The sequence below is a fragment of the Salinicoccus sp. Marseille-QA3875 genome, from assembly GCF_054950095.1.
Map to the genome: position 1 here is coordinate 908,714 of NZ_CM143103.1, position 12,695 is coordinate 921,408.

The window sequence follows — 12,695 nt, forward strand, 5'->3', positions numbered from 1 at the left end:
GACTTATCCCCTTTCAAATCTGTGTATCTTAAAAATAACATGTTTTTAAAATATATTGTAATGATGAAAACTGGAACAGCTGGAAATAAAAATCCCGCGTCGGCTCGTTTAATGAAAATAGCTTAAACAATACAGAATCCCTGCGATTGTCATTCCCTGATCTGGCCGGAGCCTTCCACAACATATTTATAGCTGGTCAATGCTTCCAGTCCCATCGGTCCTCTGGCATGCAGTTTTTGTGTGCTGATGCCGATTTCTCCGCCGAAACCGAACATTTCACCGTCGGAAAAACGTGTAGAAGCGTTCACATACACTGCTGCGGAATCCACATCGTTCAGAAAATCCTGAATGGCCTGGTAATCCTTCGCCACAATCACATCGGAATGACCTGTAGAATATTTCTCTATATGTCCGATTGCCTCGTCGTAACCGTCCACCACTTTTACTGCGATATCATAACCCAGATACTCATCTGTAAAATCCGACTCCTCTGCAGATACAGCATTTTCCACCAATCCGCAAACTGTTTCATCACCATGTATCGTCACTCCGGCTTCATCCAGGGCCTGAGCAAGTTCCGGCAATATCTCTTGTACAATACTCTTATCAACTAATAGAGTTTCCAAAGCATTACATACTGACACTCTATGGGTTTTGGCATTGATGAGTATCGATTTTGCCATATCGAAATCCGCCGATTCATGAATGTACATATGACAGTTGCCGGTGCCCGTTTCAATGACCGGTACCGTTGCCTTCTTCAATACTGCCTGGATCAGACCGGCACCGCCTCTTGGAATGAGGCAGTCCACACCTTCATTGAACTGCATGAACTCCGCTGCAAGTTCCCTTGAAGGATCTTTTATGAGTTGGATGCTGTCGTCTGGTACATTCGTTTTAGCCAAGCCGCCCTGCAGCACTTCCACAATTGCCTTGTTACTGTTCATCGCTTCTTTTCCACCGCGCAAAATGACTGTATTTCCTGCTTTTAAACAAAGTCCTGAAGCGTCTGCAGTAACGTTCGGGCGTGATTCATATATGATGCCGACAACACCGAGCGGCACTCTTTTTTTGCTGATTGACAGACCGGCTTCATTTACCCATTGTCCGTCACTTTTAGTCGTCGGATCTTCAAGTCCGGCCATTTTAACAAGACCGCCGGCCATGCCTTCAATTCTCTCTTCATTCAATGTCAGTCTTTCCACCAATGCTTCGGTCAGGCCGTTATCCTGACCGTTTTTAATATCCTCGGCATTTGCCTGTAAAATTTTCTCCTGGTTATCTTTAAGCGCTTCTGCCATTGCCAGCAGCGCTTCATTTTTATCACTTGCTGACAGTCCTCTCAAAATTCTTGCCGACTGTTTCGCTTTTTTTCCAAGTTCTTCAAGTACCGTATTTTCTGTCACTGTATTTTCATTCATGATCAATCATCTCCCTGTATCGATAGTTCCGGCAGCTCTTTTTTAAACAGAGTCCCGACTTCTTTTCCATCCACAATATCAAATATGATATTTGGATTTTCAGCTGAAGCAATCACCATGGCTTGATTGTTATCCATGACACGTTTGGCTGCGCTCAGTTTCGTTTCCATGCCGCCGGTTGAAAACACCGAGCCGGCACCACCTGCCATGGCAAGTATGTCATCATTGATTTCGCTCACATAAGGAATTAATTTCGCATCCGTTTCAGTATGCGGGTTGGCATCGAACAGCCCTTCTATATCACTTAAAATGATCAGCAGGTCAGCCTCGGTCACCTCTGTGACGACTGCCGATAATGTATCATTCTCTCCAAATTTTGACCTGCGTCCGGATTCGTCCACGGACACCGCATCATTTTCATTAATAATCGGAATGATTTTATTAGACAGTAAAGAATTGATTGTCGTCTGGCAGTTTTCATATGCATTAGGATAACTGACGATATCCCTCGTCATCAATATTTGTCCGACATGCTGGTCGTAATGCTGGAAGAAACGGCTGTAAAGATTCATAAGGACACTCTGCCCGACAGAAGCCAGTGCCTGTTTTTCAGCTATATTGTCAGGATACGAGTCCATATTCAAAGTGCATGCACCGGCGCCCACTGCGCCTGAAGCCACGAGAATCACCTCATGTCCCTGCTGTCTGAGTGTGGAACAGACATAAGCAAGACGGTCGATCTTATGATAGTTGATTTTGTCTATTGATTTCATTATTGAATTTGTACCGATTTTAACGACTATGCGTTTATGCCCCTTTGATAATTCAATGCTCATATGTACCACTCCCGAGATTCATAATGATTGTAATTATACATTAAAGCGCATATAAATAAACCCCTATTTAAAATGAATACGTTTTCATGCATAAAAAATGCAAATCCCGAGAGTTTCGGGATCTGCAATGTCTGTTCTATCTAATTATTTCTGCTTCATGTAAGGGAATAGCAGTACATCACGGATACTTGCTGAATCTGTGAGCAGCATAACGAGTCTGTCCACACCGATTCCAAGACCGCCTGTCGGAGGCATGCCGTATTCCAATGCTTCGAGGAAATCTTCATCCATATCATGGGCTTCATCGTTGCCGGCTTCTTTTTCAGCAACTTGTGACTCGAAACGCCTTCTCTGATCTATCGGGTCATTCAACTCTGTAAACGCGTTCGCGTGTTCGCGTCCAACGATAAATAACTCAAAGCGATCTGTAAAACGCGGGTCATCAGGGTTTTGTTTTGCCAATGGAGAAATCTCAATAGGATGACCATATACAAATGTCGGCTGTATTAAAGTTTCTTCCACTTTTTGTTCGAAGAATTCATTCAGGATATGACCATACTGCATCGTCGGTTTGACTTCGATACCATGTTCCTTGGCAAGTTCATGGGCTTCTTCATCCGTTTCGACATCATAGAAGTCCACACCAGTCTCTTCTTTTATAAGGTCAACCATATGCACACGTTTCCACCCTGTGCCGAGCTCTATATCCTGTTCACCGTACTTCACTGTGGAACTGCCTGTCACTTTTTCAGCAATATACGCAATCAGGTTTTCAGTCAGATCCATAATGTCATAGTAATCTGCATAAGCTTCATACAGTTCAATCATTGTGAATTCGGGATTGTGGCGTGTAGAAATACCTTCGTTTCTGAATACCCGGCCAATTTCATAAACTTTTTCAAGTCCGCCGACTATCAGTCTTTTCAGATGCAGTTCAATTGCGATACGCATGAAAAGTTCAACGTCCAATGCATTATGATGAGTGATGAATGGTTTTGCCTGTGCACCGCCTGCTATCATGTGCATCATTGGTGTTTCAACTTCCAGGAAGCCTCTTTCGTTTAAATAATTACGCATTTCCTGAATGATACGGCTCCGTTTTATAAATGTACCTTTCGATTCTTCACTTGTTATCAGGTCCAGGTAACGTTTACGGTAACGCTCTTCTATATCCTTCAGTCCATGATACTTATCAGGCAGAGGGCGGAGTGCTTTCGTCAGAAGTTTGAATTCACTTGCTTTAACTGATAATTCGCCGGTATTCGTCTTAAACATGACGCCCGTGACCCCGACGATATCTCCGAGGTCCGCATGTTTCCACAAGTTATCAAAATCTTCTTCACCAATCTGATCTTTCCTTACATAAATCTGTATCTGGCCGTTGATATCCTGGATATGCGCAAAACCGGCTTTACCTTTCCCGCGTTTAGTCATCAGGCGCCCTGCAATGACTGTTTCTGATTCATTTTCTTTTTCCTCAAGTTCTTCTTTTGAAAATTCATCCCAATCTCTCACAAGTTCATCTGAATACGCCGTACGTTCAAACTTCGCACCAAAAGGATCGATGCCAAGATTGATCAACTCCTGCATTTTCTCTCTTCTGACACTTACCTGGTCATTCATTTCTTCAGTCAACTAAAAACACTCCTTAAATATATTAAACTGTTATTTTTCCTGTCTATTTCTAATTCTAATGAAGAGTCATCTACAATCTCAGCACAGATTAATCACGCACTGATTTTTCAGGATGTCATTCTCTTCTTTCCAACTCTTCTTTAAGCTCTATTACAAGCTTGTCAAGTGTGGGATGTTTCATGTACGGTGCAATTTCTGAAAGAGGTTCCAATACAAAGCTGCGCAGATGCATCTCTTTATGAGGGATGGAAAGATCATCAAGTTCCAGCTCCAGATCTTCATAAAGGAGAATGTCTATATCTATAATTCTAGGGCCCCATACTTCTTCTCTGACTCTTCCCAGAGAATGCTCTATTCCCAGTACCGTCTCAAGAAGACTGAGCGGAGACATACGCGTACTGATCTCTGCGCACATATTCATAAATTCCGGCTGGTCTGTTTTGCCGTAAGGTTCTGTTTCCAGAATGGATGACTTATTGGTCACTTCAATTTCTTCAAAATCATTAAGTGCTTCAATCGCTTTTTCCAAATTTTCTTTACGATCTCCCAAGTTACTGCCCAGGCCCAGATAAACATTTGCCATTAGCTCTCCCGCCTTCTATTCAGAGTTATACTCACATTGTCATAGTGTCCGTCTATCGGCGGACTCGGTTTTGTAATCGTCACTTCTACTTCCTGTATTTTACCATACTGGTCAAATAGTGATTGTGATACTTTTTCTGCCAGATGTTCAATCAGGCTGACGGGTTCGCTTTTCATTATATCTTCGATTAATTGATAAGCCTCCCCGTAGTGTACGGTTGCATTCAGATCATCGTTCACAGATGCATCTTTCAAATCCAGATACATTGTGACATCAGTAATAAAAAACTGTCCCAATACACGCTCTGCATCCAGTGCCCCATGATAAGCATATATTTTTATGCCGTTTATTTTAATGTTATCCATCTAAATCTTCCTGTAGTTTGACATAGGCATCTGCAAGTCTGCGGTTAATTTCTATATTGTGGACACGCACCGCTCTGACACCTTTTTCCATACCGTAAATCGTTGTGGCAGCAGTGGCCGTATCTCTCTCAGAAGCTTTCGATTCGCCCTCTATTAGTTCCTTGATCATGCGCTTGCGGCTTGTTGCCAGAAGAACCGGATAGCCCACTGCGACCAGTTCATCCAGACGTCTCATCACCTCGAGCTCCTCCTGGCGTGTTTTAACAAATCCTATGCCTGGATCAATCCATATATTTTCTTTCTTTACACCATGTTCAAGTGCAAGGTCCACAGACTCCTGTAATTCTCTGATCATATCTTCGACCACATCTTCATAAGTTCCATGATCATTGTTGTGCATTAAGAAAATGGGCGCATCGAATTCAGCAGCAACATCGAGAATCTTTTCATCATAAGTGCCGCGCCACTGATCATTTATCATCGTCGCTCCCGCTTCCATTGCAGCTCTTGCCACAGTCGAACGGAATGTATCTATTGAAATTTCAACTCCAAAATCTTTAATCGCTTCTATCACAGGTTTCACGCGATCAATTTCTTCCTGTTCCGAAATCTCTGTATATCCCGGCCGCGTCGAATAGCCGCCAACATCGATGATATCAACACCTTCACCGACCATTTCACGTGCACGTTCCACAGCACTTTCAGTATCACGGTATTTACCGCCATCACTGAATGAATCCGGGGTGATGTTGAGTATTCCCATGATTTTCAATTTATTCATAGCACATACCTCTTACTCTTGTAGAATTTGAATAGACACATTATAACATGTTTCAAACTGACGATTCCACACTTTAAAAGTCCAGTTCTGCGAAATCAACCCACGGCTGAAAATTTCCGTAAAAAAACTGCAGGCAGATCTGATGATCTGTCTGCAGCTTGAGCATCCCAAATATATTACAATGATCTATTCATCAAAGTTAAATAGTGCTGTTGATAAATATCTTTCACCGTTAGACGGCAGAATTACAATGACGTTTTTACCTTTGCCGAGTTCTTTGGCAGCGTCGAGACCCGCTTTAACTGCTGCACCTGATGAAATCCCGCCAAGGATTCCCTCTTTGGCTGCCAGTTCACGTCCGACTTCCATCGCCTCATCATTTGAAACAACAGAAACTTCATCATAGATTTCCGTATTTAAAGTTTTTGGAACAAATCCAGCGCCGATACCTTGAATTTTATGCGGACCTGGTTCCTTACCGCTTAAAATTGCAGAATCTGTCGGTTCAACAGCATAAATTTTCACATTCGGATGATGTTCTTTCAACACTTTGCCTGCACCTGTCACAGTACCGCCGGTACCGATACCGGAAACGAAGCCGTCAATTGATAAACCTTCCATCTGGTTGACCAGCTCTACGCCGGTTGTTTTCTCATGAATTTCAGGGTTCGCCATGTTTTCAAACTGCTGCGGCATGAAATAGTTTTCTTTTTCAGCAAGTTCACCTGCTTTTTTAATCGCACCTTTCATACCGTCCGCACCAGGCGTCAGTACAAGCTCTGCACCATACGCACGAAGCAGGTTGCGTCGCTCTTTACTCATCGTATCAGGCATCACCAGAGTTGTCTTATAACCTTTGCTCGCTGCCACCATGGCAAGGCCGATACCTGTATTACCGCTTGTCGGTTCAACAATCATCGTATCTTTTGTAATTTCCCCTGCTTTTTCAGCTGCTTCTATCATTGCTAAAGCAATTCTGTCTTTGACGGAACTTCCGGGATTCATAAATTCCAATTTCACATATACGTCTGCGCTATTTTCGTCAGTAAGGCTGTTTAATTTTACTAGAGGTGTGTTGCCGATCGTCTCTGAAATGTTATTGTAAACTTTGCTCAAAATAAGCACTCCCTTTTCCTAGTATACTGATATGAATAATATAGCATGAAAATGATCCCTTATCAATATTAGTGCGTGATCAGTTCTTTCAATTCTTCGGCATCAATCCATACTTTATTGCGGCAGAAATGACAGTCGGCTTCCGCCCCGCCATCTTCTTTGATCATGGACATGATTTCCGCCGGGTCCAGAGCTGATATCGCATTTATGAAACGCTCTTTCGAACAATTACATTCGAAGGATACCGGCATTTCACTCAGCTCTCTCCAGTTCTTTTCCCCAATCGCAGCATCTATAATCTCACGGGGGCTTAGTCCATTGTCGATCTGCTGTGAAACAGGTGTCATTTCTTTTGTTATTTCATCGAGGAATTCAAATGTTTCCTCACTTGCACCAGGCAGCACCTGAATGATGAACCCCCCTGAAGCTTTAACAGTATTGTCAGGGTTCACCAGTACACCAAGACCGACGATGGAAGGCACCTGTTCACTCGTATAGAAATAGTAAGCAAAATCTTCTCCTATTTCACCCGATACAATTTCCGTAGAACCTGTAAAATGTTCTTTTAATCCGATGTCTTTGACGACTCTCAAGTAACCGTCAGTACCAACTGCTCTTCTGACATCCAGCTTTCCTGCGTCATTCAGCTCAAAGTGAACTTGAGGGTTGCCGAGATAGCCTCTGACGTGACCTTTCGCGTCACTGTCAGTGACAATAGCTCCAATCGGCCCTCCGCCTTCGATAGTCGTAGTCACTTTCTCTTCGTTCTTAAGCATTGCACCCATGAGTACAGCTGCTGTCATTGAACGCCCAAGCGCCGCAGCTGCTGTCGGGTATGCTCCATGGCGGCTGACAGCCTCATTTATAGTTTCTGTCGTATCCACTGCCAATATGCGGATTTCATCATTCAAACCAAGGCCTCTAACTAAATAATCACTCATTTTTATCCTCCTGAATCATTAAAAGTCGCCTTGCGGCGACTTTTAAATTGATTAATCTCTTCGATTATTATTTTCCCAGTCTTCTTCACGTCTCTTTTGTTGATCGACACGTGCGTTATCTTCCCGCTCTTCCGGTTCGCCGGCCATGTCCGGATGCTCTTCAAGTTCGCGGTTATCATCTGCACGGTCTTCACCGTCCTGAGATCTGTCTTTATCATCGACTTCTTTCTTTACTTCATCGTATGATTTGCCGACTTTTTCCTCTTCAGAATCATCTGCTGTATGGTCCTCGAAATTTCTCTCAGGTAACTTGCCATTGTAGAATAGACCTTCGATCTGTTCGCGATCCAATGTCTCTACTTCAAGGAGTGTTTCTGCAATCAATACCAGCTGTTCTTTATGATCAGTCAGAATTTGACGGCAGCGCTCATATTGAGTCTTAACAATATTCTGCATTTCCTGGTCGATTTCATATGCAATCTTATCTGAGTAATTTTGATCTGACTGCATATCTTTGCCAAGGAATACCTGGCCGTTCGACTCGCCGAACTGCAACGGTCCGAGTTTATCACTCATGCCATATTCTGTAACCATTTTACGCGCAATGCTTGTCGAACGCTGGAAGTCATTGTGGGCACCTGTGGAAACTTCACCGAAATTGATTTCTTCGGAAACGCGTCCACCAAGCAAACCGACAATCTTATCTTCAAGTTCAGGTTTCGTCATAAAGTAACGGTCTTCACGCGGCAGCATAACGGCATAACCGCCTGCCTGTCCGCGTGGAACTATGGTCACTTTGTGCACCATATCCGCATCATCAAGCACCATTCCGATTACAGTATGCCCAGCTTCGTGGAATGCAACGATATTTCTTTCTTTCTCAGAAATGATCTTGCTCTTCTTCGCAGGCCCTGCAATCACTCTGTCCGTCGCTTCATCAACATCACGCATATCAATCTTCGTCTTGTTATGTCTTGCCGCAACCAGGGCTGCTTCATTGAGCAGGTTCTCAAGGTCCGCTCCGGTGAAGCCCGGGGTACGTTGGGCAATTGCTTTCAAGTCGACAGTATCATCGAGCGGCTTGTTTCGTGCGTGTACTTTAAGTACAGCTTCACGGCCTCTGACATCCGGTCTGCCAACTTGTATCTGTCTGTCGAAACGTCCTGGACGCAGTAATGCAGGGTCAAGGATATCCGGTCTGTTCGTTGCAGCAATCATGATGATACCTTCGTTTTCACCGAAACCATCCATTTCTACGAGCAGCTGGTTCAATGTCTGTTCACGCTCATCATGTCCACCACCTACTCCGGCACCACGTTGACGTCCTACAGCATCAATCTCATCTATGAAGATGATACAAGGTGCGTTCTTTTTGGCGTTTTCGAACAGGTCACGTACACGTGACGCACCGACACCGACGAACATCTCAACGAAGTCGGAACCACTGATTGAGAAGAATGGAACGCCGGCTTCCCCTGCTACGGCTCTTGCAATCAATGTCTTACCTGTACCTGGAGGCCCAACCAATAGAACACCTTTAGGAATACGGGCGCCGATCCTGTCAAAACGACGGTGATCTTTCAGGAAGTCGACAACTTCAATCAACTCCTGCTTTTCTTCATCCGCACCGGCAACATCATCAAAACGAACTTTTTTCTTATTCTGGTCATAAAGCTTGGCTTTAGACTTGCCAAAGTTCATCATTTTGCCGCCGCCACCGCCGCCGCCTTGTGCCTGACTCATTAAGAATAAGAACAGGAACAGGATAATCAGTAACGGTATGAATGTAAATAACATTGTAGTCCAAGGACTTTGCTCATCTGCAGGCTGGACTGCAAAGTTCAAACCATCCTGAGCACGTGCTGTGTCTAAAATACTGTCCAAGTCACTTGTACTGTTGTATGGAATCACTGAAGTAAACGACTCCTGCTCTTCCTGTCCGCTCAAGCGACCTTCGATTAAGTAAACATTTCTGTCCGGCTTAATGTTCAATTCTTCAACATTGCCAGCTTCTAATTCTTCAATGAATTCATTATATTGAAGTTCTTCTTCTAGTTCAGAAGAACCATTAAACTGTGAAAATATACCAAACATGATGACTACTAATACTAAGATTAGTATCATGTTACGGCCTGTATTCTTCGGCATTCATACTCCTCCATTTCTAATACACTAAAAGAGATAATATCATAATTTATTCATCAAGTTCCACTGATATGTTTACGAATAGTGTTCCGGTTTCAATAACCCGATATAAGGCAGGTTCCTGTATCTCTCATCGAAATCCAATCCGTAGCCGACAACGAAACCATCAGGAATTTCAGTTCCTATGTATTTAACATCCACATGCAGCTTCCTGTTTACCGGTTTATCCAGTAAAGTGACAATTTCAATTGATGCGGCATTGCGGGATTTTATCAGATTGATGATTGAGTTCAAAGTGGTTCCTGTCTCTATGATGTCTTCCACTATCAAAATGTGCCTGCCATCGACCGAACCTGATAAATCTTTTAATATCTGGACTTCCCCTGTGGATTTCGTCCCCACATAGCTGGATACATCCATAAAATCGATTTCCAGATGTGCATCGATCTTTTTGATCAGATCACCCATAAACAGGACCGATCCTTTTAACAGACCGACTAGAATAGGCGTCTTACCTTCATAATCTTTTCTTATTGTATCGCCAAGATCTGTAACAATCCGGTCGATATCTTCTTCCGATAAGACCACTTCACTAATATCATTATTCAAACTCATGACTTTTCTCCTTTGAAATATTTAAGCCTTTATAATTTTCTCGTGGTTTCATTATATTATATATTGTTCCGAGTGCAATAACTTCATCATTCCCATTTATAATTAAAGGTATTTTCAGACGTTCCTCAAAAGGAACTTTTTCATCGATGAAAACCCTCGATATCTTTTTCGTTCCAAGATTCGGAAGACGTATCACATCACCGTCTGACTTAGCTCTGACCATCAAAGGGAAGATATCATCAGGAAGATCCACATCCAGTTTATAACTGTTAAAAAAATACCGCCCACTGCGATCAATTAAAAAACTCTTATCTGTCGATTTTACATTATTTTCGTATGTATTATCAATATATACATCATCATATCTCAATTTGATCAATTTATTTCCAATGGCAAGGTCACTTTGAGACAGTTCACTTTGTATTACATTGATTGTTTCTTCGATGAATATGCGACTCGGCGACACACCCCGGCCTTTCAGCCATCTCTGAAGTATGAACACCTTGATGATATGTGTCTGTGTCTTAAATGCACGTCTGGAAATCACACCGTCCGAACAACCGTTTAAAAACTTCGATGCTTCAATATCCGCAAGCTGTTTCAATTCATCAAAATCACTTGCAACCCGCGAAAGACTTTCTTCATGGAGATTTTCATTCTTTTTAATATTTCCGGCAATATGATGTCTGATGTAATTCCTTGTGTAATCATCTTCTTCATTTGTGGCATCTTCAAAATAGTGTACATCATAACGCTGCTGGTAATGCCTGATGTCTTCTTTCAACAGCGTAAGAAGAGGTCTCGCAACTTTCATACCGTTGATGACATTGTCTTCTTCTATACCGAGACTCTGATTCAGATGTCTGTTCGTCAGAAGCTGATGCAGAATCGTTTCAAAATGATCATCTTTATGATGTGCGGTGAGCAGCACATCTACACCATGGATTTTGCATCTGTCCGCAAAAAAACGGTAGCGCATTTCCCGTGCCTGTCCCTGGGAAAAACCATCTCCCATGGAGAGGTGCTTCACTTCTACTAAATGATCATTCGATTCTCCAAGCTGTCCTATATACTGCTCTTCTTGTTCTGACTCTCTACGGACACCGTGATTGACATGCAATAGAATAAGTTCCCGGTAAGTACCGCTGTATTCATGCGTTAACTGATGGTAAAGAACCATCGAGTCTATACCGCCTGAAATCGCGAGTGCCACAGTATCTGATTTCTGCCATTTTACATTTGCGAGTTTAAGTCTGCCTTTTAACATCTCAGTCTCCAACTTGTATTTTAAAATAAAATAAGACGATTACAAGAATCGCCTTAATTTTTTATCTGCGTCCGCGTCCACCGCGACGAGATTCTGCTTGTCTCTTTATCGTGGAAAGTCGATCTTCACTATCTTTAAGGAAAGACGATAGTTTCTTCTCGAAATCTTCTGGTGATGGTTCTTTACGTGGTCTTGGTTTCGGCTTTTGTTCTTTCGCCTTTTTAATCGACAGGCTTATTTTGCCATCATCACCGACAGACAGTACTTTAACCTCTACCTCCTGGCCAATGCTCAGATGATCATTGATATCTTCTACATATTGATCTGCCACTTCACTGATGTGTACGAGTCCGTTCTTTCTTTCCGGTAATTCAACAAAAGCACCAAAATGTTTAATACCTGTGACTTTCCCTATGATTTTACTGCCCACTTCAACTGACATGTTTATATAATATCCTCCCAATTACTGTTATCTCTATTTATAATACTATAAAAATGAAAAATAATCATTACATATGTAATGATTATTCCCCAGACCCGCTGTCTTCCGTAACAGGTTCGTCATTATTACCATCGGACAGGTTGAAAACAATTTCACCTTCTTCCGACAAGAAAAATTCACTGCGCGCGATACGCATAATATAGTCATCATCATTAAGCTGATTTATTTTCTGCTCTAAATCTTCCGCTTCGGTAATTTTATTCTCAAGCCGCTCTTCATTGACAGCCACTTCTTCTTCTAAATAGGAGTTCTGATGATTTTGATGCAGTGCAATGACAAGCAGAATGCCAGCAATAAGCAGCATGATGCTGCCGACAAGCAATGTCCGTTTTCTGCTCACACGACTTTCATTACTTAATACTTTTTTCTCGGTTTCTTTTTTCTTCGTGTAGCTGTTGAGTAATTTAACAACTTTTTTATTCACAGCACCACATCCATTCTTTTACGTTAACCCTCACTCCTAAAATACACCATTTCCACACAGATTT

At 42.5% G+C, this 12,695-nt stretch carries 13 protein-coding genes; all 13 read right to left on the reverse strand.

The genetic code is table 11. The features are described 5' to 3' along the window. Nucleotides 1-149 precede the first annotated feature (149 nt). The 13 genes from ACY8DT_RS04765 to ACY8DT_RS04825 all read right to left on the reverse strand — a co-directional run bounded on the left by ACY8DT_RS04765 (nucleotide 150) and on the right by ACY8DT_RS04825 (nucleotide 12,631). A complete protein-coding gene (locus tag ACY8DT_RS04765; protein WP_462421784.1) occupies nucleotides 150-1,421 on the reverse strand; it encodes a glutamate-5-semialdehyde dehydrogenase in 1,272 nt (423 codons plus the stop codon). Between the two features lie 2 nt (nucleotides 1,422-1,423). Next, a complete protein-coding gene (gene proB / locus ACY8DT_RS04770; RefSeq protein WP_462421785.1) occupies nucleotides 1,424-2,257 on the reverse strand; it encodes a glutamate 5-kinase in 834 nt (277 codons plus the stop codon). 144 nt (nucleotides 2,258-2,401) lie between these two features. Then, a complete protein-coding gene (gene lysS / locus ACY8DT_RS04775; RefSeq protein WP_462421786.1) occupies nucleotides 2,402-3,892 on the reverse strand; it encodes a lysine--tRNA ligase in 1,491 nt (496 codons plus the stop codon). A gap of 115 nt (nucleotides 3,893-4,007) precedes the next feature. Next, complete coding sequence (gene folK / locus ACY8DT_RS04780; RefSeq protein ID WP_462421787.1) at nucleotides 4,008-4,475, reverse strand: 2-amino-4-hydroxy-6-hydroxymethyldihydropteridine diphosphokinase; 468 nt, start codon at nucleotides 4,473-4,475, stop codon at nucleotides 4,008-4,010. After that, nucleotides 4,475-4,840, reverse strand: a complete 366-nt coding sequence (gene folB, locus ACY8DT_RS04785) for a dihydroneopterin aldolase (RefSeq protein WP_462421788.1) — start codon at nucleotides 4,838-4,840, stop codon at nucleotides 4,475-4,477. The genes folK and folB overlap by 1 nt, the downstream gene beginning before the upstream one ends. Next, nucleotides 4,833-5,621, reverse strand: coding sequence for a dihydropteroate synthase (gene folP, locus ACY8DT_RS04790; RefSeq protein ID WP_462421789.1), 789 nt, complete (start codon nucleotides 5,619-5,621; stop codon nucleotides 4,833-4,835). The genes folB and folP overlap by 8 nt, the downstream gene beginning before the upstream one ends. A gap of 186 nt (nucleotides 5,622-5,807) precedes the next feature. Beyond that, on the reverse strand, nucleotides 5,808-6,737 hold the full coding sequence (gene cysK, locus ACY8DT_RS04795; RefSeq protein WP_462421790.1) for a cysteine synthase A: 930 nt from the start codon (nucleotides 6,735-6,737) through the stop codon (nucleotides 5,808-5,810). 68 nt (nucleotides 6,738-6,805) lie between these two features. Next, on the reverse strand, nucleotides 6,806-7,678 hold the full coding sequence (gene hslO, locus ACY8DT_RS04800) for an Hsp33 family molecular chaperone HslO (protein WP_462421791.1): 873 nt from the start codon (nucleotides 7,676-7,678) through the stop codon (nucleotides 6,806-6,808). A 51-nt stretch (nucleotides 7,679-7,729) separates the two neighbouring features. Further along, the gene (gene ftsH, locus ACY8DT_RS04805; RefSeq protein WP_462421792.1) at nucleotides 7,730-9,826 is read right to left on the reverse strand and encodes an ATP-dependent zinc metalloprotease FtsH; all 2,097 of its coding nucleotides are present in this window, start codon (nucleotides 9,824-9,826) and stop codon (nucleotides 7,730-7,732) included. A gap of 72 nt (nucleotides 9,827-9,898) precedes the next feature. After that, entirely contained in the window at nucleotides 9,899-10,432 is a 534-nt protein-coding gene (gene hpt, locus ACY8DT_RS04810; protein WP_462422224.1) for a hypoxanthine phosphoribosyltransferase, read from the reverse strand. After that, nucleotides 10,425-11,705 carry a tRNA lysidine(34) synthetase TilS gene (gene tilS / locus ACY8DT_RS04815; RefSeq protein ID WP_462421793.1) on the reverse strand — a complete coding sequence of 427 codons (1,281 nt, stop codon included), beginning with the start codon at nucleotides 11,703-11,705 and terminating at the stop codon, nucleotides 10,425-10,427. The genes hpt and tilS overlap by 8 nt, the downstream gene beginning before the upstream one ends. A 61-nt stretch (nucleotides 11,706-11,766) precedes the next feature. Beyond that, nucleotides 11,767-12,147, reverse strand: coding sequence for a S1 domain-containing RNA-binding protein (locus tag ACY8DT_RS04820; RefSeq protein ID WP_052254967.1), 381 nt, complete (start codon nucleotides 12,145-12,147; stop codon nucleotides 11,767-11,769). An 82-nt stretch (nucleotides 12,148-12,229) separates the two neighbouring features. After that, entirely contained in the window at nucleotides 12,230-12,631 is a 402-nt protein-coding gene (locus tag ACY8DT_RS04825; RefSeq protein ID WP_462421794.1) for an FtsB family cell division protein, read from the reverse strand. Between the last annotated feature and the right edge of the window lie 64 nt (nucleotides 12,632-12,695).